The organism is Pseudomonas sp. GM74, from assembly GCF_000282455.1.
GTDB lineage: Bacteria > Pseudomonadota > Gammaproteobacteria > Pseudomonadales > Pseudomonadaceae > Aquipseudomonas.
In genome coordinates, this window is the sequence record NZ_AKJG01000110.1 from 1 (window position 1) to 26,049 (window position 26,049).

A 26,049-nucleotide genomic window follows, 5' to 3' on the forward strand; every position below is an offset into this window, starting at 1 on the left:
CTGCAGCTCTTGATCTTGATCCACCCGCCCCCTCGGCAGGCCTCGTTCTGGTGTTTATTCGGGGACAGGCGCGCAATGCCCCCGGATGAATACCGCAGCGAAGGAACGCCGAGCCTAAGCGAGGGGCCGTACGTAAGGGCGATACCATAAGCAGCCGTTACCGCAGCAACGGATATGTACTCCATCACCAAAGCCCTGTACCCCGGACTACAAACCAAGGCGAAACTGCTTAGGCGTAATCCCGAACTGCTTGCGAAACGCCCGAATGAAATTACTCGGCTGCCGATACCCCAACCGCTCGGCAATCCGTTCGATCGGCTGATCCCCCGCCGTCAACCAGTGCCGCGCCATCTCCAGGCTGTCACTGCGAGTATTTTGCACCGCCGCAGTCTGCCAGTGCCGCAACATGCTCTGATGCAAAAACCCATTGGCCCCGAGCAGAGGCTCATCGAGACAAGCTGCCGGAAGACTCAGACACGGATGTGAACCCGCAAGCACCTCGACACCAGCGCTACGCAACCACTGCCCGGCAGCCTGTTGCGGCGTCAGTTGGACCGCGACGAACACCTCGGCCGGCGCTCGCCCCAAACGTCGGGCGATGTTGCGCACCAACGTCAGGGTCGCCGCATCAAGGCCGAAAAAATGCGGCTGCCGGTCAACGCTGCGCAAATGCAAGCGGGCCTGCCCGTCACCCTCCTCCAGTTCCGCCACTACGTAGTTGGTCACCCGTGGCAGAAAATCGGTGAAACACGTAAGGCTCGCGCGCAGGGTCGGGGCGGAGTCCAGCAGAATGTTCAACCCCCGCAGCGTGGTGGTCGCCATGCCGTTGACCAGATCACAGCCAAACGACGCCCCCGCGCCCGCACGTTCGCATTCACTCCACAGGCGTTCGACCAGGTGCACGGGCACATGCAGGTCCTGCCCTTCGAGCAATGACAGGCAAATGCCGGCCCGCTCCAGCAATTGGTCCTGGCACAGTCCGGATTGCCGGGCATGGCTGAGAATGGTGCGGGTGAAAGCGCTGGAAATGAACGGTTGACTGGTCATGGCAAGTTACGGCGAGAAGACAGGCGTGTACTTATGCCAGTCTCTATGCTATCGATCCAATGCATTAAAAGTATCCGCTGAATGCAGGAGACGCATGATGGACCTACGACAACTCCGCCACCTTGTCGCCCTGGCCGATTACCGCAACTTCGGCCGGGCCGCCGAGGCGATCAACCTCAGCCAACCCGCCTTCAGTCGCAGCATCCAGACCCTGGAGCGCGACCTCGACTGCGCATTGGTCGAACGCAGCAGCCGCGAATTCCGCCTGACTGGCCAGGGTGAACTGGTACTGCAACATGCCCGGCGCCTGCTCGCCGGCAGCCAGGCCTTGCACAACGAACTGACGCAATACAACGGCCTGACCGGTGGCGAGTTGCACTTCGGCTGCGGTCCGTACCCGGCCCAGGTGCTGGTGCCCGAGGCGCTGGCGGAATTCATCCAGGCCCATCCGGCGATCCGCATCAGTTTCCACCAGGGCGACTGGGAGCAACTGGCGATCTGGCTTCGCGAACAGCAGATCGAATTCCTCGTGGCCGACGCGCGGTACTTCACCGGCGACCCGCAATACCAGGTTCAGCTGTTGCGCCCTCGACGTGGGCGGTTCTTTTGCCGAGTCGGTCATCCCTTGGCGCAGCAACAGAACCTGTCCCTGCGCGCCCTGCTCGACTACGCGGTGGTCGGCACGCGAATACCGCCGATGATCCGCAAGATCCTCGCCGACGCGCAGGGCGAGGCGGACTTCGACCCGAGCGTGGAATGCGCGCAATTCGATGCGATCCGCCGCGTGGTGATGCGCTCCGACGCGGTGGGTATCGCCACCGTGGAGGCCTTGGCCGAACTGGTCGACCAGGGGCTGATCCGCCTGCTGGAATTCGCCGATGTGCCCAAGGAGGACCCCGGCCTGCAATTGCACTACGGCATCGTCAGCCGTGCCGGCCACTCCCTGACACCGGCCGCGCTGGCGATGGTCGATGCGGTGCTGACGGTTGACCGGCGTTTGCTGGCGTCGAATTAGATGCATCTGAACTGCACGCGATCCCTGTGGGAGCGGGCTTGCTCGCACAGGGTTTCACGCACGCCGTGCCAGTGCCTGCAATGCCCGGGGCTCACCGAGAGCGCGCAGCAGGCAGTGCATCGCCTCCTCGCGGCTTCGCTCGAAGCGATAGCGCGACTCGATGTACAGCGCCAGTTTCAACTCCACCGGTTCGTCCAGGGGCAGCGGCACCTGTTGCAGGCCCAGCACACTGGCGACCCGGCTTGGCAGGCTGATGCCGAACGGCTGGCGATCGGCGATCAGCTTTGCCGCCAGGGTGCTTTGGGTACTCATCGCCACATTCCGGCGCAGACCTTTCAAGCCAAGTTGCAAGTCCACCGGACTGAGCCCGTCGCGGCGGCTCGACACCTGGACCTGCGGCTGCTCCAGATACGCCTGCAGGGTGCGCGGCGGTTCCTTGAGCGCGGCGCCATAGGCGAACACGTAATGGTCGGCGGGCAACGCCTGTTTGTGCAGGCCGGCAAGTCCGGCCAGAGGCTGGTCCAGGTCGATCAGGATATCCAGCTTGCCGCTGGCCAGGTCCTGCAAAGCGTCGCGACGCCGGGGCTGGAAATATCGTACCTGCCAATCGGCGTGGGGCGATTCGAGCAAGGCATCGAGCAACACCGGTTGCAGGCAATCCAGACAACTGATGCGCAGCAGCGGATTGTTCTGCCGCGCGGCGGGAATCATGCGCAAGCCATCGCGCAACGACTCGAGCGCGGCACGCACGTAGTCGGCCAGACGATGGGCGACCAGTGTCGGCGTCACCCCCAGGCGACTCTTGATGAACAGCGGGTCGCCGCACAATTCCCGCAGGCGACGCAACGCATTGCTCATGGCCGGTTGCGACAGGCACATCACCTCGGCCGCACGGGTGACGCTGCGCTGCTGGTAAATCGCATCGAAGGCAAGCAACAGGTTCAAATCGAGCTGGCGTAAATCAAGCATGGTCTTGCTCCGGCAAATCGCTTAACGTCGGGCAGCCTAACCAGTGTTCGGGAACAAGCTGTGAGCCCTACATGACAAAAAGCGATCAGCAACTGCACGATCGATCGATACCCAATGCGTTCTATGCGCCGACCCTGCTGCCGGCCATCGAAGAGCTGCTGGCCCGTGGCGTGGACCGGGACAGTATCGAAAGCCTGTTTCGTCGCAGCCTGTTCGAGTTGCGTACGCCATTCCTGCGCATTCCGCTGTTCATGTCGCGGCGCTTCTGGGCGTTTGCCCTGGAGCAGACCGGCGACCCGCTGATCGGCCTGGCGGCTGGCCGGCGTTTCGTTTCCACCGCCACCAATGGCCTGACGTACCTGTTCGACGTGGCCGCCTCACTGGACAGCGCCTGCCAGTATTTCGTGCGCTTCTTTCCGTTTTTCAACGGGCACTTCCAGGCCCGGATCGTGCGCGGCGACGACAGCGTCGAATTGCACCTGCTCGACCGCGGCAGCGTGAAAACCAGCGCGGCGACCACCGATTACATCCTCATCAGCCTGTGCAGCATGTTGCGGCGCAAATTCCTCGCCAGCGGCCTGGAGCGTGATCCGATTCTGGGGGTCGGGCTGGCCGGTGCTTGCACGGCCAATGCGCAGGAACATCAACAAGCCTTTCGCGCACCGGTGCATTGGGGGCAGGCGCAGCACTCGATCCGCCTCGATCCACAGCTGTTCGTCATCCCGTTGACGCCGGGCAATCATGACCTGGAACACACGCTGGTCGAGCTGTTGGAGCAGACCCGACGCAACAGCGAACCGACCCTGCTGGAGCAAGTCTGCGACCATTTGATCGGCGACCTCGCCGAGGCCAACTGGCAGCAATTCTGCACCACCCAGCACTTGCTCGAGCGCACCGCCGCCCGACGCCTGAAGGCCTTGGGCTGGAGTTTTTCAGAGTTGCTCGACGAGTACCGCCGCTACCGGGCCGAAGACTTTTTGCAGGGGACAGACCTGGAACTGGTGGAGATTTCCGATCGCCTGGGCTACAGCGATGTGCAAAGTTTCAACCGAGCCTGCCTGCGGTGGCTGGGGTGCGCGCCAGGTGCCTGGCGAACCCGGCAAGGTCAATGAAAAACCACGCTCGTGCGCCACGGGTGCTTTGGGGTTTTGCATCCCCCCGGTTTCCAGCTACAAATGATGAGTGGATTGAGTGTCCAAAATCTTGGCAGCGGGAAACCTCAAGGAGGGTAAACATGCCTCGGCAAGTGATAGTCAACGCTGACGATTTCGGCCTCAGTGCCTGCGAAAACGCGGTGATCCTGGGCGCATTCCAGGCCGGGCTCATCAGCTCCGCCACCGCCATGGCCAACATGCCGGCGTTCGAAACGGCCTGCCTGCTGGCCCGGCATCCATTGCTCGAAGGCCGCATTGGCCTGCACTTCAACCTGACCTACGGCCGGCCGCTGAGCCAGAGCATTGTGCAGCGCCCGACGTTTTGCGACGGTGCCGGCGTGTTCGATCTCAACCTGTCCCGCACCCGTCTCTGGCTCGGGCGCCGGGATCGCCATGCCGTACTGGAAGAACTCGAAACCCAGTGGCAGCGCTGCCTGGACAACGGCCTGCGCCCCAGCCACCTGGACTCCCATCAACAGGTGCACACTATCTGGCCGATCGGCGAGATCGTCGCTCGCTTCGCCGCCCGCCAGGGGATACCGGTGCGCCTGGCGCGCAACCTGGGGCAAAACCTCAGCCTGCCCAGGCGCGTGTTCAAGGACCTGCTCAACCGTCGCCTGAGCAACCTCGCCGGTGCCACCGCCGACTACGTATGCACCCCGGTGGATCTGCGCAACGCCGAGCCGCCACCCGACGGACTACTGGAAATCGTCGCCCACCCGAACCAGCTCGGCGCCGACTTCGGCGATGCCTACCTGGAACCGGGAGAGTCCTTGAGCGCACTGCTGGAACAGCGTTTGCCGGGTGTGCCGCGGGTGGCCTATACCGCGGCTCGAGATGCTGTTCTGGAGTAACACCATCCCCTGTAGGAGCGAGCTTGCTCGCGATGGGGCCAGCAGGACCCGCACACCATTGAGTTCAGGACATCAACTCTTCACCACCACCCACGTAAAACACAGCGGCAACTGCGCCACCTGCTGTTGATAGCGGTCATAGCATTCTTCGCGGTTGGAGTGTGGGTACTCCTTGAAGTGACGGATCTGCAACCCTGCCGCAATGGCGGCGCTGAAGAGATCGCCCAGGGTGTGGACGAACCAGTAGGACGGCGCGGCCGGCTGTTCGACCTTGCCTTCGTAGACGATCGGTTCGTGCTGCACGAAAGGTTCGCGGCGGAAGTATGAGCTGGCCGGGTGATAAGGATCGGCGGCCTCGGGGTCGAACATTTCCAGGAACGGGTGGGTTTCGTACACCACCAGCGCCCCACCCGGCTTCAGCGTGCGCGCCACATGGCGGAAGAATTCGCCGATGTCCGGCATCCAGTTCAAGACCCCGATGGTGATCAGCGCCAGGTCAAAGCGCTCCTGCAATCGGGCAGGCAAGTGGTGGATGTCCGCTTCGATGAATTGCGGCGCATGGGGCGAGCGGGACGCCAGTTCACGTGCCTGCCCGAGAAAGGCTTCAGACTGGTCGACGCCCACCACGCTGCGCGCCCCCAGAGCGAACAGCGACAGGCTTTCGCGGCCGTTGTTGCAGCCCAGTTGCACCACGTCCCTGCCGTCGACACCTGTCTGGGTCAGCAAAGCGGTCAGGGTGTCGTCCAGACAGGAAAAATCCCCGTGTGCCACGTCCTTCAACAAGGCTTGCCATTCGCAGGAGTCTTTGTGGTGACGGGCGGAGTCATTCCAGGCCTCGCGGTTACTGGCGATGGCTTGTTCTTTTGTCGGCATTTCCATTGCACGTTCCAGGGTCCGGGTCGTCGATTTGACCCGCCGGAGTCTAGATCAACCTCATCCTGGCAGGTGTTGCGAACTTGTAATCCGCGTAGCACCAACGGCTGTCCACGGCGCCAGCTATAGTTAAAGACCTTGGGGGGAATGTGGTTAAACCGATCTAGCAGGTGTTGCCATGAAAAAGTCCGACCTGACGCTGTTGCTCGCCGTCTGCCTGGGTGCAACCGCTGTCGTCCACGCCGACGACATGCCAAACACCACCAACTACAGCAGCGAATTCAACTATTACGGCGCCGACCAACCCTTCGCGCACCCCGCACCACCGTCCATGAACATCATCCCGCCAGGCTCGTACATCCCGACCGCACCCGGGGAATTCATCCCGGTTTCCAGCGAGCACGTGTTCTCGGACTCGCGCCTGCCGACAGTGGCCGACGCCACGGTTCGGGTGTTTATCCGCTCCTACGATCCGGAGCGTGGCGTATACGTGAACCAGGAAGTCGAGAACCCCGGCTGCATGATGTCCTGCCTGAGGCAGGGCCCGGTGTTGCAGTGAGCCTAGGGGGCGCGGCAGGGAAACCCATTGAGAACGCCCCCTACCACTGGCGCTTGTCGGGACGGGTGAGACCGAGTTTTTCGATCCGGTAGCGCAACATGTCACGGCTCAGACCCAGCAGGCGTGCCGATTTGGTGACGTTCCAGTCGGTCTTGTCGAGCATCTTGCGCACCATGTCACGCTCCACTTCCGGCAGGTTCATGGATTCACCGCCGTTGTAGGACGTACGCGGTTCGCTGAAGTGTGGCGGCTCGTGATGAACAATCGCTGGATCATCCATCAGGCTCAGGCAGACGTTCAACTGATGGGCGGCGATGGTGTCGCTTTGCGCCAGCAATACGGTTTGCTCCAGCATGTTGCGCAATTCGCGCACGTTGCCCGGCCAGCTGTAACTGAGCAGCAAATCTTCGGCCTGGTCGCTGAAATGCAGGTTCGGTTTGCCGTAGCGTTTGCCGTGTAGCGCCAGGAAGTGCCGGGCCAGCAGCAGGATATCGGCGCCACGGACATACAGGCGCGGCACCTTGATGGAAATGATGCGCAGGCGGAAAAACAGGTCGCGACGGAACTTGCCTTGCTGGACCATCTGTTCGAGGTTGCAGTTGGTGGCGCTGATCACCCGCAGATTGACCTTGCGCTCCTTCACCGAACCGACCCGGCGAATGGTCCGGTCTTCCAGCAACTTCAGCAACTTGGCTTGCAGCAGCAGGTCCATTTCACCGATTTCATCGAGGAACAGCGTGCCGCCGTCGGCCGCTTCCACCAGCCCCATGCGACGATCCTTGGCGTCGGTGAAGGCGCCCTTCTCGTGGCCGAACAGTTCCGACTCCACCAGATTGGACGGGATCGAAGCACAGTTGAATTCAATGAACGGGCCTTTGGCGCGCGGGCCGTCGAAGTGCAAGGCCCGGGCCACCAGTTCCTTGCCGGTGCCTGTCTCGCCTTCCACCAGGACCGGCGGCAGATCGCTGTTGGCCATCCGCCGTTCGGCGTCGAGCAACTGACTGATGGTGCCCTTGAGGTACGCCATCGGTGCCGACTCGCCAATCAGTGCCTGCACCCCCGACTTCTGGGCTTCGCGCTCCTGGTAAAACGACAGCGTGCGCTCCATGCGGTCGGTGGCCAGGGCCTTGTCCAGCAACTGCTTGAGCTCTGGCAGGGCCACGGGTTTGGTGACGTAGTGAAAAGCCCCCTCTTTCATCGCCACCACGGCGTCTTCGACGTTGCCGTAACCGGTCATCATGATCACTTTCAGATCCGGCGCGCTGATGCGCAGCTTCTGGATCAGGTCGTGACCACTCATGCCCGGCAACGAGTTGTCGGTCAGTACCACGTCAGGCGCAAAAGAACCCAATTGCTCCAGTGCATCTTCGGCCGAGTGGCAAACGGTCACCTCGAAGCTCTTGCGCTCCAGGTAAGTCTGAATATTCTCAGCGAGAATTTCGTCATCCTCGACCAGCAGAATGCTGTGCTCCATATGCCCCTCCCGTTGCCACTTTGAAATTGAGACAAACGCGGGTTCCTTCCTGCTCCCGGCTGGTCAGTTCGACCGAACCGTCAAAACGCTCCATTATTCTTTTGACCAAGGCCAGGCCTACACCCAGTCCACCTTGTTTGGTGGTGAAAAACGGCTTGAAGACCATTTGCTGCTGTTGTTTGGACATGCCCTTGCCGGTGTCGGTCAATGTCATGCTCACGTCGCCGGACACCGAGGAATCGATCTCGATCGTCAGCACGCCCCCCTTGGGCATTGCTTCCAGTGCATTGGCGAACAGGCTATTGAGTATTTGCGTAAGCAGCACTTGTTGGCTGACAACCGGTGGCACGCTGACAGGGGAAAATCGCACTTCGACGTCCGATCGCTTGATCAGGGACTCGAAGGCACTCAGGGTGTCTTCGAGGGCCAGCACCAGGTCGACCGTTTCACAATCGTCATTCATCGGTCGCAACGACACCAGCAATTCACGGACCCAACGCGACATGCGGTCGACCTGATTGATGATGTCGCCGATGTTTTTCTGTGCGGTCTGGCTGGCGATGTCCTGGGCCAGTTCGGCGCTGGAGCGGATATTGGCCAGCGGGTTACGCAAGCTATGGGCCACCGCCGAGGACATCTCGCCAAGGGCGACAAAGGTCTCGTTGGCGATCAGTTGTTTCTGCTGGCTCTGCAACAGCGTCGCCGCCCGTCGCACGATCCAGAACAGCCCCAGGTAAATGGCCGCCCCGCCGATCAGCGTGGCCAGCCAGATCGCCTTGAAGCCACGCTGGATGCGCTCCACCAGATCCAGCGGCTCCTTATAGATTTCCACCATGGCGACCACTTTGCTTCTGTCGGCGTTGAACATCGGAATGTAGTTCTCGACGAACAAATACTCCGGTTCGCGCAGCAGGCGCTGCTCGGGACGCTCCTCATCGATTTCGTGGTAGCTGGTGGACACCGGCGATTTCATTTCGAAGGATTCGTCCAGCTCAAAGTCATCTTCGATGCGCACACCAATCAAATCGGTGTTGGTCGACCAGACCACGGTGCGGTCCAGGGCGTACACCGTCGCCAGCAGGATGTCCGGCAGATGCCTCACATGGTCGAGAAACTCAACCCGCGCGGCGGCCCGGGATTCGGGGCTGACGTCGGAGTCGGCATGGTCCATGCGCGGGTCGAGCATTTCACCCATGGTTCGGCCCGGGGCAATGCCGGCATGCCGGACTTCGGCCTCGCCAATGGACTGGATGAACTGCGCGGTCAGCATCGAATCACGCTCGATACTTTCATCGACCACAAAGCGCGTGGAGATGTAACCCAGCCCCAGCGCCACCGCGGCAATGATGAAAAAGCTTGCCAGGGAGAACCAGCGCAGCAAGTTGAACTGCGGCCGCCACCCCTTGCGTTGTAGTGCCGGGGCCTGCGGCGCAGCTACTTTTTGTTGTTCGAGTATCTGCATGGCTGTGTCCTGGGTGTTTGAAATCGAGCCTGTTCAGCCGCTTTCAGAACCAGTGTAGGTGGCATTGATAGCCATTGGCTGGCCCGCGTAATTTTTTTGACACTATTGCACCCGGGGTGTCTCGGGTTGCGCGACCGAATGATGTTATTGAGGCTCCTCGTTACCACTGACCAATGGCGCCGCCGGCGGATGCTGACGGTCGGTTTCTTCTTTCAGGAAATCGATGATGGACTGGGCGGAATGCGGATCCAGCCGCAAGTTGGGCATCGAGATCCTGTTGTAGCGCTCGAACAGTTCCATCGCGATCGGGTCCTTTTCCGCGAGCATGCGGTCAGGTTCGCGGATCCAGCGGTTGAGCCAGGCGGGATCGCGCTGATAGGTCACGCCGATCAGGTCCGGGCCGATGCTGCGCAGGCCGATGCCCTGCCCGTCCAGCGGACCGAGGCTGTGGCAAGACGCGCAGCGGGTGCGAAACAGCTCTTCGCCATTACTCGGCGGGCGAATTTCCGGTGCATCGACATAGCTTTCTTCCACACTGGGCTGTTTCCAGTTATGCAGGGTATTGGCCAGTTGATCGGCCAGAATCCAGGGATTTTCGAACGGCGAGGATTTCATCCAGCGGCCCGTTGCCTGGTTGCCGATGATCAGGCTCAGGTTGTGGTCCTTGTTGCGCCCGTTATCGACGCCTTCGATGAACAGCCCCAGTTTTTTGCGCAGGTCGGTGACATCGGCGAACTCCCCGGTGAGGAATTTCCACCCGGGCCCGACCTGAAAGCGTTGCGCATAGGCCTTGAGCACCTCGGGGGTATCACTCAAGGGGTCGATGCTGATGGAGTAGAAGAAAATGTCCTTGCCTACCCGATCCCCCAGCAGTTTCTGCACCTGGCGCAGACGCGCGGTTTCCAGGGGGCAGGAATCGCTGCACGAGGTGAAGATGAAGTTGATCACCACCACCTTGTCTTTGATCAGGTCATCGAAAAAATGCAGCTGCTGTCCGTCCTGATCGGTCAACAGGGTGTTGGGGAAATACTCGGCACCCCACGGGGTGACGGCTTCAACGACAGCGGATTCGGCAGTGGATGCCGGAGCAGGCGCGGGGGTCGACGTCGGCTGGCTGGCGACCAGCAACTGGCTGGCCAGCAAACCGGTCACCAGCATCAGCACCAAGTGCATGCCCAAGGCTCGTGAGCGTGGTGAATGCATCTCTTTTTTTTCCATCACCAGCCGCCTCGATGTGGTGAAGGGGGGTGATGGTGGGTTTGCAAGGACCTCGCCAATCATGTGTTTTTTTTATAAAACGTACTAACACTCGCCAAAACAATGATTTATCAAATCAATGTGCGATGACCGGGGAAATGGCCGGGGATTGATACCCGTTATTGGGGGTAGATCATCCCCGTTTTCAGGGGGCCAAAACAAACGACAGGCGCACAGTGGTGCCCTCGCCTTCACTGCTGTCGAGGGTCACCGCACCGCCAAATCGCTCCATGATTCGCTTGACCAGCACCAGCCCGACTCCCAGCCCGCCCTGCTTGGTGGTGAAGAACGGCCGGAAGGCCATGGTGCGCTGTTCTTCGCTCATGCCTTTGCCGGTATCGCTCACCCTCACGCTGACGCGCTGGGCATCGCGCGGTTCGATCCGGATGGTCAGGGTGCCGCCACCGTCCATGGCTTCCACCGCATTGGACAGCAAGCTGTTGAGGATCTGGGTCAGTTGCACATGCTGGCTCAGCACCATGGGCGTCTGGTCCGGCTCGAACACCACCTTGACCTTGGCCCTGCTGATCTGATGCTCGTAAGCCATCAGGCTGTCATGCAGGGCCGCCACCAGGTTCACCGGTTCCGCCTCGTCATTGAGCGGTCGCAGGGACTGGAGCAATTCGCGTACCCATGTCGACATGCGATCGACCTGACCAATGATGTCGTTGATGTTCCCGTGCGCCGGACCGCTGTCGAACTCTATCGCCAGCTCGGCGCTTGACCGGATGTTCGCCAACGGATTGCGCAGACTGTGGGCGACCGCCGAGGACACCTCCCCCAGCGCCACAAAGGTTTCGCTGGTGATCAATTGCTTCTGCTGCGTCGCCAGCAGGATCGCCGCCCGCCGCACGATCCAGTACAGCCCCAGGTAAATCAGACCGCCGCCCAGGGCGGTTGCCAGCCAGATCAGCACCAACCCGCGCTCCATGCGGTTGATCAGGTCCTGCGGCTCCTTGTAGATCTCGACCATCGCCGTGACGGTGTTGCCATCGGCGTCGAACAGGGGAATGTAGTTTTCGATGAAGGTGTATTTGGGTGGTTCCAGGAACTTCTGCTCCATGCGGGTTTTGTCCACATCGTGATAACTGGTCGACACGGAAATTTTCGAGTTGAATGCCCGGTCGAGGTCTTCATCGCCATGGATCGTAGTGCCCATCAAGGCCGGGTTGGTCGACCAGATCACCATGCGGTCGGGGGCATAGATGTTGGCCAGGATCACGTCCGGCAAATTTGCGATATGGTCGAGGAAATCATCGCGGGCACTGGCACGGGACAGCGGGTCGACGTCAGGAAAGTCCTTGTCTTTGCGTGGGTCGAGTAACTCGCCCATGGTCCGGACGTTGGGAATCGACACTTGGCGCGCCTCGGTCGAGGCAATCGCCTGTATGAATTGTGAGGTCAGTAGCGCATCGCGCTGCACGCTTTCGGTAATCACGAACCGCGAGGACACCGCCCCCAGCGCCACCGCCACCGTGCCGATCACCACCATGCTGATCAGCGAAAACCAGCGCAGCAGATTGAACGGCTCCTTGCGCGTGTTCAAGCGAACTTCGCTGTCGGTCGCAAGTACTTTGGCGATTGTGTTCATGGACACGGTTCCCGGAAACCCCCTATAGGTTTATAGCCCAGCCATGGCCGTTTGCCCGAACCCGGGGACTGCGATACCCCACCCGCCCCGCGGCCTGATCCCCCCCAAAGTAGGGGACTGCTGCCCGCGCCATAACTTCCTCTTCTGCCGCCGGTGACTGCATCAACGCCTTTACTGCAGGCTTCTCACGGGCGTTTTCGCCGATTGGTATGGAAGTTGCCGAACTCCCTGCCAACTGCCCATCCCCAAGGGGCAGGTACTTCGACAGAGGGAATACTCATGCACCCGTTACTGTGCAAAACCGCGACCGCCCTGGTTATGACCGCTCTAGCCCAAGGCATGGCCCAGGCAGCGCTGTTTGCCGTAGACCCCGGCCCCTACCTGCCAGCCAATGGCAATTTCGCCGCCTGGTATCAGGACAGCCACGGCCGAACCCTTGACCTGTGTTTATCAAAGGCTGTCAGTTCCCGTGTTGCCAGCGCGCCAGGCGCCCCGACCTACATGTGCTCGCTGATTCCTGATCCCGGCATTTTCGATGACACCCAACCGTTGGTCTTCCCGACCAATTTCCCCGACGAAGCGTTCTGGGCAACAGGCGAAACGACCATCGTCGATGCCGCCCGAGGTATCGACCTGACCTATGTCTCGGCGCTCGAAGCAGCCTTCAGTGGTGGGGATCCACTGGAGGGCGACCAGATCAGCTTCGCCCGTATCCGTGTTCGCATCGACGTGCCTACCGCCGGCACTTACGTCATCACCCACCCCTACGGCGTCGAAGTGTTCAACGTCGACACTCCCGGCCGGCGGGCGATCAACATGACCCGGGACATTGGCATCGGTGCGCCAAAAACCTACAACGGCGCGCTCAAGGGCGACGTCGGGCCGTTCCTGCGCAGCGTCAATGGCCCCTACACCGAGACCAACCCGGGCACTGGCCAGGCCGAACAATTCGTCGGCGATCCGAACCTCACCGAAGCCGTCACCGGCAGCCCGTTCAACACCAACTACGTGCGCATCGAAGGCCCCAATGGCCTGGACTTGCGCACCGACCTCTTCGCCGTATCCGGCAAGTTGTCGAATGTGGCCCGGCCGACCCCGGTGATCGCCGAGCGCAGCACCTACTCGCGACAGGCCGGCACCAGCGCCCCGGTGGCCCAGCAGGACGTGTTCGTGCTGGCCCCGCCGCCACCGGCCACCGTGACCCTGGACAGCAACAACCCGGTGCTGAACTTCACCGAGGCGAACACCACCGGCCACTGGTATGCGCAGTCGCCGAACAATCCGACGCTGCCGAGCACCTTGCAGGTGACCGCCGACAACCACCTGGCCATCGCCAGCAGCACGCCGACCACTTTGCCCATGCCGCTGACCGACCTGGTGACGATCTCTCGCGCCGAGTACAGCCTGAGCACCGGGCAAATCACCATCGTGGCCTCGACCAGCGATGAAACGTCGCCACCGGTGCTCACCGCCACCTCCGGCACCGGTATCGCCATCGGCGCCCTGAGTGGTGACGGCGCCGTGAAAAGCCTGGCCACCGGCATCTCGCCGATTCCGCCAGCCCAGGTTCGTGTGTCGTCCTCCAATGGCGGCAGCGATACCGAAGAAGTGGTCATCGTGCAATGAACGCCCACATGCCCGGATCCTCATCAGGAGGCATCATGAACAAATGGCCACGCCTGGCGCTCAACGCCCTGGGACTGACTCTATCGCTGACCGGCAGTGCTTTGGCGCAACTCGCCGCCGTCGATCCCGGCCCTTACACCTTTGCCACCGGGAAATTCCCGATCTGGTATCAGGACAATAATCAACTGTCGATGGAGCTGTGCCAGTCCCGCGCTGCCAGCTCGCGGGTGGCAGCCAGCGTGCCACCGGCCTACATGTGCACCCTGCTGCCGACACCGGGCATTTTCGACGACACCCTGCCGATGGTGTTCCCGGATAACTGGCCGGACGAAGCCTTCTGGTTCCTGGCCGAGACCAGCATCCCCAACAACACCGCCGGCTATGGCATGGACGCCTATGTCGCCGGGATCGAGGCTGCATTTGCCGGTGGCAACCCCCTCGATGGCGACCAGATCAGCTTCGCGCGGATTCGTATGCGGGTGAACATTCCCGTTGCCGGGACCTACACCATTACCCACCCCTATGGAGTGGAAACGGTCAACGTCACCACCCCCGGCCGTCGTGCGATCAACATCACCAGGGACGTCGGCATCGGCGCGCCGGGGGTTTTCAGCGGTGCGGTCAACGGTGCGATCGGGCCGTTCCTGCGCAGCGTCAATGGCCCCTACACCGAGGTGAACCCGGACACTGGCGCCGTCGAAACCTTCGTTGGCGACCCCAACCTCACCGAAGCCGTGACCGGCAGCCCCAACAACACCAATTTCGTGCGCATCCAGGGGCCGGCCGGGACCCTCCAGACCAACCTCTTCACCCTGTCCGGCAAGGTGCTCGACAACCGCGCGCAAACCGCGGTGGACATGACCCGGGCCACTTACCGCCGCATAGCCGGCACCGGCGGCAACAACACCCGGGTCGAAGTGTTTGCCAAAGCCGCCATCGGCTCGACCCTGTGCTTTCGCGAAAGCATTGCCCTGTTCCCCGGCCCGCCTGTGTCGCCCTGCCAGACCAACATGGTGGGCGACAACAACGGCGTGTTCTTCGCCCAGCATCTGCTGGCCAACGGGACGGTGCCGCCGGTCGTGGTGGTCACCGCCACCAATCCCGCCGGGACCACCCGCCCGACTGCGGTGTCGAGCAAGCTCTCGGACATGGTAAAAATCCAGACCGCCCGTTACAGCTGGAGTAACCACAGCCTGCTGATCGAGGCCACCTCCACGGACGAAGTGGTGGTCCCGGACATGGTCGCCCAGGGTTACGGGCGGCTGTCGAAAACCGGCATCCTGCAACGCCTGACGGTGGCTGACCTGACCCAGCCCCCTGCAACCGTGACGGTGAAATCCGCCGCCGGCGGCAGTGACACCGAGCCCGTTGTCGTCGTGGGCACGGCGCCGGACAACGGCCAGAATCAGCGACCACTGGCGGTTGCCGACGCTGGCAGCACCAGCTTCGGTGTGCCGCTCACCCTCAATGTGCTGGCCAACGACAGCGACCCGGACGGCAATACGCCACTGAGTATCACGGCGCTGACTCCACCCGCCGCAGGCCAGGGCACCGTGGCATTGGCCGTCAACAACGTGGTCTATACCCCTCCGGCGGTTGTCACTGCACCGTTGACCGCGACCTTCACCTACAAGGCTCAAGACGCCAAAGGCCTGGCCTCGGCCAATCCGGCCACCGTGACCATCACGGTGGCACCTAACCGGCCTCCGGTGGCCGTCGCCGACAGCATTGCTACCCAGGGCGTGCCGGTCACGATCAACGTGCTGGCCAACGATACGGATCCGGAAGGCAACGTGCCGCTGGCTGTCGCCAGCGTCACTCCACCGGCAGCAGGCCGGGGCACGGTGGCAATCAACGGTACGGCGGTGACCTACACCCCACCGGCTGTGATCCTGACGCCATTCACCACGACCTTCACCTACATCGCCCGGGACAGCTTCGGCGCCCTGTCAACGTCGCCGGCCACGGTCACGGTGCAGGTTTCGCCACGGCCTGTTGCGGAAACCTTCGCAGTGACCAGCGCAACGGTGAGCACCCGCTCCAATAACCGCTTCACCTGGAACTTTGCCGGCACCTCATCGGTGACCACCGGCAACACCATCACCATCAAGGTCACCACGCCGACCGGACTGGTCACCCTGGGCACCACCACCGTCCCGGCGAATGGACGCTGGAAGTTGACGGTGAACAACACCACCACGGTGGTTCCGTCGGCGAACCCGACCGCCACGATCACCTCGTCCCAAGGCTCCGTGCGGACGGTGCCGGTGATCGCCAACTGAGCCCTCGCCCCATCAGCCACGTTGGTTGATGGGGCCGGCTTCAACCCTATGGAAAACCGCGGCCTCGGGTGGGGGACGCGGTTTTTTGCCGGGTGCATTGATGGATGCAATCCAGCGGTGGTCTGGCTGCCATCACTGGAGCGGTGCCCGACCAAGCTCAATCCAATGGGCTGGGACAACTGCACGTGAATGGTTGGCTCGCAAGCCGCCATTGTCGGAACGCCGCCCGGAGCAAGTTCGCTCCCACAGGTACTCAGTTCATCTGAAAGATTTCGATCGGCTGGCAGGCCGCCTTCGCGGGCAAGCCCGCTCCCACAGGTACTCAGTACATCTGAAAGGTTTCGGTCGGCTGGCAGGCAGCCTTCGCGGGCAAGCCCGCTCCCACAGGGGTTCGGCGTACACAAACGCTTCTCACCACTCAACAGGCCGAGCAAATGGACGACTAGCGCACCAGTCGCTCGGCCAGCGCCTTGGCCTGGCTCACCACGTCCGAGACGGCCGTACTTTCCCACCACATGCCGCGCAACGGCGGGCCTATGGCAAACAGCCGGCTGGCGGGCTGCCCCTCTGCGCTCAGGACCGCGCCATCGACCTCTGCGGCGATGCCCAGGGCCAACGGCCCCGGTCGGACCAGGCCACGGGCGAGCAGTTGCCGGGGCAACGGCCGCGCGACCCGGCGCCAGTCATATTCGATACCACTGGAGTTGATCAGGGCGCCAGCGCTGACGACACAGGTGTGTGCCTCACCGCGTCGCCGAAGGCGGATACTGACGCCGTCGCCCGCCGAACGCTCAAGTCCCTCGAACGAGGCGGCGTGAATACGTAACCGCCCTTCTTCATACAAACGCTCCACCAGTTCGGCACTCAGGGGTGACGAGCGGTGGTGATGGCTTTCCCACCACGGCCGCACATGCCGCACGAACTGTCGACGCTGCACGTCCGTCGCCTGTTGCCACAAGCGACCGATGTGTGGCCGCACCGTGTTCAGTGGCGCCTGCCAGTCGATACCCTGGGCGATGGCGTCCCGACAGTGCCGACGCAGTTCGCGCATCAACTGGCGAGGTGTGCGGATGCGCTGATCCTGCGCGAGAAAATCCACCCAGGCCGGTGGCTGGCGACGTACATGGGGCCGCAGGCCATGGCGGGAAAACACTTCGATGGGCCCGCGATGCCCGGCCTGATCCAGGGACACCACGGCGTCGACCATGGTCAGGCCCGAGCCGATGATCATGACCGTCGATTGCGGGTCGAGCCGCTGCATGGCCGCCACGTCCCACGGATCAAGGGCTGCAGCGTTCAAGCCGCAGGATCGGGTTTGTGGCGTGCACGCGGCGGGAAACATCCCGGTGGCCAAGACCGCAAAAGCGCCCTGCAAGCTTCGGCCATCACTCAAGGTCAACCGCACGGCGTCTGCATCGGCTTGCAAGTCGACCACTTCGGCCTGCACATGCTCGACCGTCGAACCGTTCAATGCGCCCAGCGCCTGCGCGTCTGCCAGGCGCTGGCGGGCGTACAGGCCGAAAATTCCCCGTGGCGGAAACAGTTCGCCGACCGGCACCTGCTGCTGATCCGATTCCGGCCAGCCGCCCGCTTCGATGTACTTGGTCAGCCATTGGGTAAAGTCGTCGGCGTTGTCCGGGTCGACACTCACCCGCGCCGCATTGCCATTGAGCGTATGGCCCAGTTCCACCGCGCTGTAGGCTACGCCCCGCCCCAACTCGGCCCGGGGCTCGATCACCAGCACCCGGCACCGGCCCGGCCGGCGCATCAACTGCGCCGCCAGCATCGCGCCACTGAGGCCACCACCGACAATCAGGATGTCGGCGTCATTGGTCAAGCTATGGCCCATCGTTCACTCCCTGTTTAGATCACCACATTACGCACAAACTTCGCCGCCACCGCCCCGTCGTTGCGATAACAGTGCGGCTGGTTGCTGGCGAACATGAAGAATTCACCCGCCGCGATACTCTGCGGCTGGTCGCCTAGCATAACGGTCAGGCAGCCTTCGAAGACATAAATCTGCTCGCTCCAGCCATCGGCGTCCGGCTCCGACGGATACACCTCGCCCGGTTGCAGGCACCATTCCCACTGCTCGACTTCGCGGCTGGCCTGGGCCTTGGAGAGCAACACCGCCCTGCTGCCGGGAATCGTGCCGGTCCAGGCAAGCTCGTTGATACGGCTGGGATCCCGGGCGTCGGGCGCCTGGATCAAATCACTGAAGGCAACGTCGAGGGCTTCGGCGACGCGGTCGAGGGTGGTCAGGCTGACGTTCTTTTCCCCCGCCTCGATCGCTACCAGCATTCGACGGCTGACACCGGACTTTTCCGCCAGCGCCGTCTGGCTCAAGTCGGCGGCATGACGCAATCGGCGGACATTTTGACTGACGTGCTGGAGGACCGATGCCCGTTGGGTAGAATCTTTGTGCACTATATTGCTCACTGAGTAGGGTTGGGCAGTATACTGCGCAACATTCGACGCATTGTGCGTCCCCCTCCAGTAGCGTGCAAGGTCATGACGTCGATGAACTCCCCAAAGGCTTCCTCCCGCTTTACAAGGTTCAGCAAGGCCGAATGTGTGCTGGTGCTGATCACCATGGTCTGGGGCGGTACCTTCCTGCTGGTACAGCATGCGATGACCGTCAGCGGCCCGATGTTTTTCGTCGGCCTGCGCTTTGCCGCCGCCGCTTGCATCGTCGCCCTGTTTTCCTGGCGTCACCTGCGCGACCTGACCCTGTTCGAACTCAAGGCCGGGGCGTTCATCGGCGTGGCCATCATGCTCGGTTACGGCTTGCAGACGGTCGGGTTGCAGAGTATTCCCAGCAGCCAATCGGCATTCATTACCGCGCTGTATGTCCCGTTTGTGCCGTTGCTGCAATGGCTGGTGCTGGGGCGGCGTCCGGGGTTGATGCCGAGCATCGGCATCATGCTGGCCTTTACCGGCTTGATGCTACTGTCCGGGCCGTCCGGTGCGTCGTTCAATTTCAGCCCCGGTGAAATCGCCACCTTGATCAGCGCCGTGGCCATTGCGGCGGAGATCATCCTGATCAGCACCTATGCCGGCCAGGTCGATGTGCGCCGGGTGACGGTGGTGCAACTGGCCGTCACTTCGGCGCTGTCGTTCCTGATGGTGGTGCCGACCAACGAGGCCATACCGGACTTCTCCTGGTTGCTGCTGTGCAGCGCGCTGGGTCTTGGGGCGGCAAGCGCGGCGATTCAGGTGGCGATGAACTGGGCGCAGAAAAGCGTGTCACCGACCCGCGCCACATTGATCTATGCCGGCGAGCCGGTATGGGCCGGGATTGTCGGGCGCATTGCCGGGGAGCGCTTGCCGGCCATTGCCCTGGTCGGGGCCGGGTTGATTGTGGCGGCGGTGATCGTCAGTGAGCTGAAGACCAAGGGTAAGGCTGCTGCGGTAGAAGAAGAGCTGGAGCGGGAAACACAGGGTTGAACCGCTAATTCAGCGGTGCATGATCGATTGCTTTCGCGGGCAAGCCCGCTCCCACAGGGTTCTGCGGTGTGCACACCGTTTTGTGTACATCCACAAACTCTGTGGGAGCGGGCTTGCCCGCGATGGCGTCCGAGAGGTTAAACCCAACCCTCTGAAACAAGGATAAACAGGGCTTTTCCGTCTACCGTGTAGGATTCTGCGACAGCTTGGCGTTTGGTGATCCAGGAGCTGGCACGTATGATGCTTCACAAACTTCCGCAGATTAGAAGCCTATGTCCCTGATAGTTCTACTGCTTCTGCCTTTCATAGGCAGCTGTTTGGCGGCCGTGTTGCCGCACAATGCCCGTAACGCCGAATCCCTGCTGGCTGGCCTGATCGCCCTGATCGGTACCGTTCAGGTCGCCTTCCTGTACCCGCGGATCGCCCATGGCGGCGTCATTCGCGAAGAGTTTTCATGGCTGCCCAGCCTGGGCCTGGACTTCGTCCTGCGCATGGACGGTTTCGCCTGGCTGTTCTCCATGCTGGTGCTGGGCATCGGCACCCTGGTTTCGCTGTACGCCCGCTACTACATGTCGCCGAACGATCCGGTGCCGCGATTCTTCGCGTTTTTCCTGGCCTTCATGGGCGCCATGCTTGGGCTGGTAATCTCCGGCAACCTGATCCAGATCGTTTTTTTCTGGGAGCTGACCAGCCTCTTCTCGTTCCTGCTGATCGGCTACTGGCACCATCGCGCCGATGCCCGGCGCGGTGCCTACATGGCGCTGATGGTGACCGGTGCGGGCGGTTTGTGCCTGCTGGCGGGGGTCATGCTGCTCGGCCATGTAGTCGGCAGCTATGACCTGGACAAGGTCCTGGCCGCCGGCGACCTGATTCGTGCCCATGCCCTCTACCCGATCCTGTTGCCCCTGATCCTGATCGGCGCACTGAGCAAAAGTGCGCAATTTCCCTTTCACTTCTGGCTACCCCACGCCATGGCCGCGCCGACGCCCGTGTCGGCGTATTTGCATTCGGCGACCATGGTCAAGGCCGGGGTCTTCCTGCTCGCGCGGCTATGGCCCTCGCTGTCGGGCAGTGAAGAATGGTTCTACATCGTCAGTGGCGCCGGTGCCTGCACCCTGTTGCTCGGGGCGTATTGCGCGATGTTCCAGAACGACCTCAAGGGATTGCTGGCCTACTCGACCATCAGCCATCTGGGCCTGATCACCCTGTTGCTCGGCTTGAACAGCCCGCTGGCCGCCGTCGCCGCGGTGTTCCACATTCTCAACCACGCGACGTTCAAGGCCTCGTTGTTCATGGCCGCCGGGATCATCGACCACGAAAGCGGCACCCGCGATATCCGCAAACTCAGCGGCCTGTACAAGCTGATGCCGTTTACCGCCACCCTGGCCATGGTCGCCAGCGCCTCGATGGCCGGCGTGCCGTTGCTCAACGGTTTCCTTTCCAAAGAGATGTTTTTCGCCGAAACCGTGTTCATCAATGCCACGCGCTGGGTCGAACTGAGCCTGCCGATCGTGGCAACGATTGCCGGTACCTTCAGCGTGGCTTACTCCCTGCGTTTCACCGTGGATGTGTTCTTCGGCCCGCCCGCGACCGACCTGCCCCACACGCCCCACGAGCCACCGCGCTGGATGCGCGCGCCGGTCGAATTGCTGGTGTTCGCCTGCCTGCTGGTGGGGATCTTCCCCGCCCAGATAGTCGGCCCGCTGCTCGCGGCGGCGGCGCAACCGGTGGTTGGCGGCACGCTGCCCGAGTACAGCCTGGCCATCTGGCATGGCCTGAACGCGCCGATGATCATGAGCCTGATCGCCTTGTCCTGCGGCTCCGTGCTCTACCTGCTGCTGCGCAATCAATTCAAGCGCGGGCGTTTCGACCGCCCGCCCGTCATCGGGCGCCTGGACGGCAAGCACCTGTTCGAATACGCGCTGGTCGCCATCATGCGCCTGGCCCGTCGCCTGGAACCGCGGATCGGCACCAAACGCCTGCAAATGCAGTTGTTCCTGTTGGTACTCGCCGCCGTGCTGGCCGGGCTGATTCCCATGTTGCACAGCAGTCTTCACTGGGGTGACCGGCCGAAAATCCCGGGGTCGATCGTCTTCGTCACCTTGTGGTTGCTGGCCATCGCCTGCGCCCTTGGCGCGGCCTATCAGGCCAAGTACCACCGGCTCGCGGCCCTGACCATGGTCAGCGTCTGCGGCCTGATGACCTGCGTCACCTTCGTCTGGTTTTCCGCGCCGGACCTGGCCCTGACACAACTGGCGGTCGAAGTGGTGACCACGGTGCTGATCCTGCTCGGCCTGCGCTGGCTGCCACGCCGGATCGAAGAAGTCTCGCCTTTGCCCGGCAGCTTGCGTCGGGCGCGGGTACGGCGTGTCCGCGACTTGCTGCTGTCGACCTCGGTCGGTGTCGGCATGGCATTGCTGGCCTACGCCATGCTGACGCGCCAGACCCCCAACGATATTTCCTCCTTCTACCTCAGTCGCGCCTTGCCCGAAGGCGGCGGCAGCAACGTGGTCAACGTGATGCTGGTGGACTTCCGTGGTTTCGACACCCTCGGTGAAATCACCGTGCTGGTGGCGGTGGCCCTGACCGTGTACGCCCTGCTACGCCGCTTCCGTCCGCCGAAAGAAAGCCTGCAACTGCCGGCCCAGCAACGCTTGCTCGCACCGGATGTGGTCACCGACCTGGTCAACCCGCGTCACGCCAGCGACACCGCGCTCGGTTTCATGATGGTACCGGCGGTGCTGGTGCGCCTGCTGTTGCCGGTGGCGCTGGTGGTGTCGTTCTACCTGTTCATGCGCGGGCACAATCAACCGGGCGGCGGCTTTGTCGCCGGGCTGGTGATGTCGGTGGCGTTCATCCTGCAATACATGGTCGCCGGCACGCAGTGGGTCGAGGCGCAAATGAGCCTGCGGCCACTGCGCTGGATGGGTACGGGACTGATGATTGCCACCGCCACGGGGCTGGGTGCGATGCTGGTCGGCTATCCATTCCTGACCACCCACACCTGGCATTTCTCGTTGCCGCTGCTGGGTGACATTCACCTGGCCAGCGCGCTGTTCTTCGACATCGGTGTGTACGGCGTGGTGGTCGGCTCGACCCTGTTGATCCTCACCGCCCTTGCCCACCAATCGGTGCGCGGCCACAAAACCGCTGCCCAGCCCAAATCCGTTACCGCCAAGGGAGCCGTCTGATGGAAGAAGTCATCGCAATCGCCATCGGCGTGCTGGCCGCGTCCGGCGTCTGGCTGATCCTGCGCCCACGGACGTTCCAGGTGGTCATGGGCCTGTGCCTGCTGTCCTATGGCGTCAATCTGTTCATCTTCAGCATGGGCAGCCTGTTCATCGGCAAGGAACCGATCATCAAGGACGGCGTGCCGCAGGATCTTCTGCACTACACCGACCCATTGCCGCAGGCACTGGTGCTGACGGCTATCGTCATCAGCTTCGCCATGACCGCGCTGTTCCTGGTGGTGCTGCTGGCCTCCCGGGGCCTGACCGGCACCGACCATGTGGATGGCCGGGAGCCCAAAGAATGATGGCGATGACTCACCTGATCGTCGCGCCCATTCTGCTGCCGCTGCTGACTGCCGCAATCATGCTGATGCTTGGCGAAAAGCACCGGCCGCTCAAGGCCAGGATCAATCTGTTCTCCAGCCTGCTCGGGCTGGGCATTGCCGTGGCGTTGTTGCAATGGACACAAACCACCGGCGTGCCCGGCTCCATCGGCGTGTATCTGCCGAGCAACTGGCAAGTGCCGTTCGGCCTGGTGCTGGTGGTCGATCGCCTGTCGGCGCTGATGCTGGTGCTGACCGGCATTATCGGCGTCAGCGCCCTGCTGTTTGCCATGGCCCGTTGGGACAGCGCAGGTTCGAGTTTTCACGCGCTGTTCCAGATCCAGTTGATGGGCCTTTACGGTGCGTTCCTCACCGCCGACCTGTTCAACCTGTTCGTGTTCTTCGAAGTGCTGCTGGCCGCGTCCTACGGCTTGATGCTCCACGGCTCGGGCCGGGCGCGGGTGTCGTCGGGGCTGCATTACATCTCGATCAACTTGTTGGCCTCGTCGCTGTTCCTGATTGGCGCGGCGCTGATCTATGGGGTCACCGGCACACTGAACATGGCCGACCTGGCGGTAAAAATCCCGCTGGTGACCGAAGCTGATCGCGGCTTGCTTCACGCCGGCGCGGGGATCCTGGCCGTCGCGTTCCTGGCCAAGGCCGGCATGTGGCCGCTGAACTTCTGGCTGGTGCCGGCGTACTCCTCGGCCAGCGCGCCGGTGGCGGCAATGTTCGCGATCATGACCAAGGTCGGCGTCTACACCTTGCTGCGCCTGTGGACGCTGCTGTTCTCCGCCCAGGCCGGGGCATCGGCGTTCTTTGCCGGCGACTGGCTGATCTACGGCGGCATGGCGACCATCGTCTGCGCCGCCATTGCGATCCTCGCCGCGCAACGCCTGGAACGCATGGCCAGCCTGAGCATCCTGGTATCGGCGGGCATTCTGTTGTCGACCATCGGTTTCGCCCAGCCGAACCTGGTCGGCGCGGCGCTGTTCTATCTGTTCAGCTCGACCCTGGCGTTGAGCGCGCTGTTCCTGCTGGCCGAGCTGATCGAACGCTCGCGTTCGGCCAACGAAATCCAGCTCGAAGATGAAACCGAACTGCTGCCCCGCCCACTGGAATCCCTGCATCCACCCAAAGGCACCAACCTCGACGACGACCAGAAAGCCGTGGTCGGCCAGGTGATTCCCTGGACCATGGCGTTTCTCGGACTGAGCTTCATCGCCTGCGCCTTGCTGATCATCGGTATGCCGCCGCTCTCCGGTTTTATCGGCAAACTCGGGTTGATCGGTGCCCTGCTCAATCCGCTCGGCCTGGGCAACAGCGGCGACACACCGGTTTCCAACGCCGCGTGGGGCCTGTTGGTGTTGTTGATTGTGTCCGGGCTGGCGTCGCTGATCGCCTTCTCGCGCCTGGGCATCCAGCGCTTCTGGACGCCAGCGGAACGGCCATCGCCCCTGTTGCGACGCCTTGAATGCATACCGATCTTCGCCCTGCTGGGCCTGAGCATTGCGCTGACCTTCAAGGCCGACCCGTTGCTGCGCTACACCCAGGCCGCCGCCGATGCCTTGTACAACCCCCAGCAATACGTGATGGCGGTGCTCGACACGCGCGTCGTACCGAACCCGTCGGCCGCAGCGGCCCCGCAGGAGGTGCAACCATGAAGCACCTGTTTCCGGCACCCTTGCTGTCGCTGGCCTTGTGGTTGCTGTGGCTGTTGCTGAACCTGTCGACAAGCCCCGGCAATTTGCTGCTGGGTGCCGTGCTGGGGTTCTGGGCGCCATTGATGATGCGCAGGCTGCGTCCGCTGCCGGTGCGTATCCGTCGCCCCTGGGTAATCCTGCGCCTGGTCCTTCTGGTCGGGCGCGATGTGCTGGTGTCCAACCTCGCCGTGGCCTGGAGCGTGCTCAATGCCGGTCGCCGCCCGCCCCGCTCGCAATTCATCAAGGTGCCGCTGGACCTGCGTGACGCCAACGGCCTGGCCGCGCTGTCGATGATCACTACGGTGGTGCCGGGTACGGTCTGGTCGGAGCTGGCACTGGATCGCAGCATTCTGCTGTTGCACGTCTTCGACCTGGAGGACGAGGCGCTGTTCATCCAGCACTTCAAGGCGACCTACGAACGTCCGCTGATGGAGATCTTCGAATGAGCCCCTTGCTGTCGAACGCGATCCTGCTGAGTCTGTTCTTCTTTTCCCTGGCGATGATCCTGACCCTGATCCGCCTGTTCAAGGGGCCGTCGGCCCAGGACCGGGTTCTGGCGCTGGACTATCTGTACATCGTCGCGATGCTGATGATGCTGGCGCTGGGTATTCGTTATGCCAGTGACACTTACTTCGAGGCGGCGCTGCTGATCGCACTGTTCGGTTTCGTCGGCTCGTTCGCCCTGGCGAAATTCCTGCTGCGCGGTGAGGTGATCGAATGAATACGCCAATGTCGATGTGGGTGGAAATCCCGGTGGCGATCCTGCTGGTGCTCGGCAGCCTGTTTGCGTTGATCGGCGCCACGGGCCTGCTGCGCATGAAGGACTACTTCCAGCGCATGCACCCACCGGCCCTGGCCTCGACGCTCGGGACCTGGTGCGTGGCGCTGGCTTCGATCATCTATTTTTCGGCGCTCAAGTCCGCGCCGGTCTTGCACGCCTGGCTGATTCCGATCCTGCTGGCGATTACCGTGCCGGTGACGACACTGCTGCTGGCCCGGGCGGCGCTGTTTCGCAAACGCATGGCCGGGGATGATGTGCCGGCCGAGGTGAGCAGCCGGCGGACCGAGAGCGGCAGTTAGACCAAGGATTTTTAGTGCCTGGACCGGCCTCTTCGCGGGCAAGCCCGCTCCCACAAGGGTGGGTGTCTAACTCAAAAGGTGTGTACACACCAGACACTGTGGG

General features: G+C 62.5%; 22 protein-coding genes. 13 read left to right on the top strand and 9 right to left on the bottom strand.

Annotated elements, in window-relative coordinates:
* Positions 1-207 precede the first annotated feature (207 nt).
* Positions 208-1,047, bottom strand: coding sequence for an AraC family transcriptional regulator (locus PMI34_RS06505; protein ID WP_008052543.1), 840 nt, complete (start codon positions 1,045-1,047; stop codon positions 208-210).
* A gap of 97 nt (positions 1,048-1,144) precedes the next feature.
* On the opposite strand from PMI34_RS06505, the gene PMI34_RS06500 reads away from it, so the two are divergent.
* Positions 1,145-2,062 (top strand): LysR family transcriptional regulator, encoded by a 918-nt coding sequence (locus PMI34_RS06500; protein ID WP_008052544.1) that lies wholly within the window; start codon positions 1,145-1,147, stop codon positions 2,060-2,062.
* Between the two features lie 54 nt (positions 2,063-2,116).
* Here PMI34_RS06500 and PMI34_RS06495 read toward each other — a convergent pair whose 3' ends face one another.
* Positions 2,117-3,031 carry a LysR family transcriptional regulator gene (locus PMI34_RS06495; RefSeq protein WP_008052545.1) on the bottom strand — a complete coding sequence of 305 codons (915 nt, stop codon included), beginning with the start codon at positions 3,029-3,031 and terminating at the stop codon, positions 2,117-2,119.
* Positions 3,032-3,102: 71 nt separating this feature from the next.
* Between PMI34_RS06495 and PMI34_RS06490 the strand changes: the two genes are divergently transcribed.
* Positions 3,103-4,143 (top strand): AraC family transcriptional regulator ligand-binding domain-containing protein, encoded by a 1,041-nt coding sequence (locus PMI34_RS06490; RefSeq protein WP_008052546.1) that lies wholly within the window; start codon positions 3,103-3,105, stop codon positions 4,141-4,143.
* A 122-nt stretch (positions 4,144-4,265) separates the two neighbouring features.
* Complete coding sequence (locus PMI34_RS06485) at positions 4,266-5,039, top strand: carbohydrate deacetylase (RefSeq protein ID WP_008052547.1); 774 nt, start codon at positions 4,266-4,268, stop codon at positions 5,037-5,039.
* A 72-nt stretch (positions 5,040-5,111) separates the two neighbouring features.
* Here PMI34_RS06485 and PMI34_RS06480 read toward each other — a convergent pair whose 3' ends face one another.
* Positions 5,112-5,918, bottom strand: a complete 807-nt coding sequence (locus PMI34_RS06480; RefSeq protein ID WP_008052548.1) for a class I SAM-dependent methyltransferase — start codon at positions 5,916-5,918, stop codon at positions 5,112-5,114.
* A 172-nt stretch (positions 5,919-6,090) separates the two neighbouring features.
* Between PMI34_RS06480 and PMI34_RS06475 the strand changes: the two genes are divergently transcribed.
* Positions 6,091-6,471: a hypothetical protein gene (locus tag PMI34_RS06475; RefSeq protein ID WP_008052549.1), complete on the top strand. Its 381-nt coding sequence runs from the start codon at positions 6,091-6,093 to the stop codon at positions 6,469-6,471.
* Between the two features lie 40 nt (positions 6,472-6,511).
* Here PMI34_RS06475 and PMI34_RS06470 read toward each other — a convergent pair whose 3' ends face one another.
* The 4 genes from PMI34_RS06470 to PMI34_RS06455 form a co-directional block, all read right to left on the bottom strand.
* Positions 6,512-7,945: a sigma-54-dependent transcriptional regulator gene (locus PMI34_RS06470; protein WP_008052550.1), complete on the bottom strand. Its 1,434-nt coding sequence runs from the start codon at positions 7,943-7,945 to the stop codon at positions 6,512-6,514.
* Positions 7,914-9,407, bottom strand: a complete 1,494-nt coding sequence (locus PMI34_RS06465; RefSeq protein WP_008052551.1) for an ATP-binding protein — start codon at positions 9,405-9,407, stop codon at positions 7,914-7,916. Before PMI34_RS06465 ends, PMI34_RS06470 begins: the two co-directional genes overlap by 32 nt.
* A gap of 144 nt (positions 9,408-9,551) precedes the next feature.
* A complete protein-coding gene (locus tag PMI34_RS06460) occupies positions 9,552-10,625 on the bottom strand; it encodes an SCO family protein (protein WP_008052554.1) in 1,074 nt (357 codons plus the stop codon).
* Between the two features lie 184 nt (positions 10,626-10,809).
* Positions 10,810-12,255, bottom strand: coding sequence for a sensor histidine kinase (locus PMI34_RS06455; RefSeq protein WP_008052555.1), 1,446 nt, complete (start codon positions 12,253-12,255; stop codon positions 10,810-10,812).
* Between the two features lie 279 nt (positions 12,256-12,534).
* On the opposite strand from PMI34_RS06455, the gene PMI34_RS06450 reads away from it, so the two are divergent.
* Both PMI34_RS06450 and PMI34_RS06445 read left to right on the top strand, forming a co-directional pair.
* Complete coding sequence (locus PMI34_RS06450; RefSeq protein ID WP_008052556.1) at positions 12,535-13,881, top strand: hypothetical protein; 1,347 nt, start codon at positions 12,535-12,537, stop codon at positions 13,879-13,881.
* A 35-nt stretch (positions 13,882-13,916) separates the two neighbouring features.
* Entirely contained in the window at positions 13,917-16,163 is a 2,247-nt protein-coding gene (locus PMI34_RS06445) for an Ig-like domain-containing protein (protein ID WP_008052557.1), read from the top strand.
* 442 nt (positions 16,164-16,605) lie between these two features.
* On the opposite strand, the gene PMI34_RS06440 is transcribed toward PMI34_RS06445, so the two are convergent.
* Both PMI34_RS06440 and PMI34_RS06435 read right to left on the bottom strand, forming a co-directional pair.
* Positions 16,606-18,012 (bottom strand): FAD/NAD(P)-binding protein, encoded by a 1,407-nt coding sequence (locus tag PMI34_RS06440; protein ID WP_008052558.1) that lies wholly within the window; start codon positions 18,010-18,012, stop codon positions 16,606-16,608.
* A 14-nt stretch (positions 18,013-18,026) separates the two neighbouring features.
* Complete coding sequence (locus PMI34_RS06435) at positions 18,027-18,590, bottom strand: helix-turn-helix domain-containing protein (protein WP_008052559.1); 564 nt, start codon at positions 18,588-18,590, stop codon at positions 18,027-18,029.
* 21 nt (positions 18,591-18,611) lie between these two features.
* On the opposite strand from PMI34_RS06435, the gene PMI34_RS06430 reads away from it, so the two are divergent.
* The 7 genes from PMI34_RS06430 (at position 18,612) to PMI34_RS06400 (ending at position 25,946) form a co-directional block, all read left to right on the top strand.
* The gene (locus PMI34_RS06430; protein ID WP_081498108.1) at positions 18,612-19,610 is read left to right on the top strand and encodes a DMT family transporter; all 999 of its coding nucleotides are present in this window, start codon (positions 18,612-18,614) and stop codon (positions 19,608-19,610) included.
* 272 nt (positions 19,611-19,882) lie between these two features.
* The gene (locus tag PMI34_RS06425; protein ID WP_008052562.1) at positions 19,883-22,801 is read left to right on the top strand and encodes a monovalent cation/H+ antiporter subunit A; all 2,919 of its coding nucleotides are present in this window, start codon (positions 19,883-19,885) and stop codon (positions 22,799-22,801) included.
* Complete coding sequence (locus tag PMI34_RS06420; RefSeq protein ID WP_007986256.1) at positions 22,801-23,145, top strand: Na+/H+ antiporter subunit C; 345 nt, start codon at positions 22,801-22,803, stop codon at positions 23,143-23,145. The genes PMI34_RS06425 and PMI34_RS06420 overlap by 1 nt, the downstream gene beginning before the upstream one ends.
* Positions 23,142-24,827 carry a monovalent cation/H+ antiporter subunit D gene (locus PMI34_RS06415; RefSeq protein WP_008052564.1) on the top strand — a complete coding sequence of 562 codons (1,686 nt, stop codon included), beginning with the start codon at positions 23,142-23,144 and terminating at the stop codon, positions 24,825-24,827. The genes PMI34_RS06420 and PMI34_RS06415 overlap by 4 nt, the downstream gene beginning before the upstream one ends.
* Entirely contained in the window at positions 24,824-25,312 is a 489-nt protein-coding gene (locus tag PMI34_RS06410; protein WP_008052565.1) for a Na+/H+ antiporter subunit E, read from the top strand. The genes PMI34_RS06415 and PMI34_RS06410 overlap by 4 nt, the downstream gene beginning before the upstream one ends.
* A complete protein-coding gene (locus PMI34_RS06405) occupies positions 25,309-25,587 on the top strand; it encodes a K+/H+ antiporter subunit F (RefSeq protein ID WP_007986253.1) in 279 nt (92 codons plus the stop codon). The genes PMI34_RS06410 and PMI34_RS06405 overlap by 4 nt, the downstream gene beginning before the upstream one ends.
* Positions 25,584-25,946: a Na+/H+ antiporter subunit G gene (locus PMI34_RS06400; RefSeq protein WP_008052566.1), complete on the top strand. Its 363-nt coding sequence runs from the start codon at positions 25,584-25,586 to the stop codon at positions 25,944-25,946. The genes PMI34_RS06405 and PMI34_RS06400 overlap by 4 nt, the downstream gene beginning before the upstream one ends.
* Positions 25,947-26,049: the final 103 nt, after the last annotated feature.

Excerpts from the sequence above, each read along its gene's own strand:
- PMI34_RS06505 (WP_008052543.1), bottom strand. The coding sequence starts at position 1,047 with ATGACCAGTCAACCGTTCATTTCCAGCGCTTTCACCCGCACCATTCTC.
- PMI34_RS06500 (WP_008052544.1), top strand. The coding sequence starts at position 1,145 with ATGGACCTACGACAACTCCGCCACCTTGTCGCCCTGGCCGATTACCGC.
- PMI34_RS06495 (WP_008052545.1), bottom strand. The coding sequence starts at position 3,031 with ATGCTTGATTTACGCCAGCTCGATTTGAACCTGTTGCTTGCCTTCGAT.
- PMI34_RS06490 (WP_008052546.1), top strand. The coding sequence starts at position 3,103 with ATGACAAAAAGCGATCAGCAACTGCACGATCGATCGATACCCAATGCG.
- PMI34_RS06485 (WP_008052547.1), top strand. The coding sequence starts at position 4,266 with ATGCCTCGGCAAGTGATAGTCAACGCTGACGATTTCGGCCTCAGTGCC.
- PMI34_RS06480 (WP_008052548.1), bottom strand. The coding sequence starts at position 5,918 with ATGGAAATGCCGACAAAAGAACAAGCCATCGCCAGTAACCGCGAGGCC.
- PMI34_RS06475 (WP_008052549.1), top strand. The coding sequence starts at position 6,091 with ATGAAAAAGTCCGACCTGACGCTGTTGCTCGCCGTCTGCCTGGGTGCA.
- PMI34_RS06470 (WP_008052550.1), bottom strand. The coding sequence starts at position 7,945 with ATGGAGCACAGCATTCTGCTGGTCGAGGATGACGAAATTCTCGCTGAG.
- PMI34_RS06465 (WP_008052551.1), bottom strand. The coding sequence starts at position 9,407 with ATGCAGATACTCGAACAACAAAAAGTAGCTGCGCCGCAGGCCCCGGCA.
- PMI34_RS06460 (WP_008052554.1), bottom strand. The coding sequence starts at position 10,625 with ATGGAAAAAAAAGAGATGCATTCACCACGCTCACGAGCCTTGGGCATG.
- PMI34_RS06455 (WP_008052555.1), bottom strand. The coding sequence starts at position 12,255 with ATGAACACAATCGCCAAAGTACTTGCGACCGACAGCGAAGTTCGCTTG.
- PMI34_RS06450 (WP_008052556.1), top strand. The coding sequence starts at position 12,535 with ATGCACCCGTTACTGTGCAAAACCGCGACCGCCCTGGTTATGACCGCT.
- PMI34_RS06445 (WP_008052557.1), top strand. The coding sequence starts at position 13,917 with ATGAACAAATGGCCACGCCTGGCGCTCAACGCCCTGGGACTGACTCTA.
- PMI34_RS06440 (WP_008052558.1), bottom strand. The coding sequence starts at position 18,012 with ATGGGCCATAGCTTGACCAATGACGCCGACATCCTGATTGTCGGTGGT.
- PMI34_RS06425 (WP_008052562.1), top strand. The coding sequence starts at position 19,883 with ATGTCCCTGATAGTTCTACTGCTTCTGCCTTTCATAGGCAGCTGTTTG.
- PMI34_RS06420 (WP_007986256.1), top strand. The coding sequence starts at position 22,801 with ATGGAAGAAGTCATCGCAATCGCCATCGGCGTGCTGGCCGCGTCCGGC.
- PMI34_RS06415 (WP_008052564.1), top strand. The coding sequence starts at position 23,142 with ATGATGGCGATGACTCACCTGATCGTCGCGCCCATTCTGCTGCCGCTG.
- PMI34_RS06410 (WP_008052565.1), top strand. The coding sequence starts at position 24,824 with ATGAAGCACCTGTTTCCGGCACCCTTGCTGTCGCTGGCCTTGTGGTTG.
- PMI34_RS06405 (WP_007986253.1), top strand. The coding sequence starts at position 25,309 with ATGAGCCCCTTGCTGTCGAACGCGATCCTGCTGAGTCTGTTCTTCTTT.
- PMI34_RS06400 (WP_008052566.1), top strand. The coding sequence starts at position 25,584 with ATGAATACGCCAATGTCGATGTGGGTGGAAATCCCGGTGGCGATCCTG.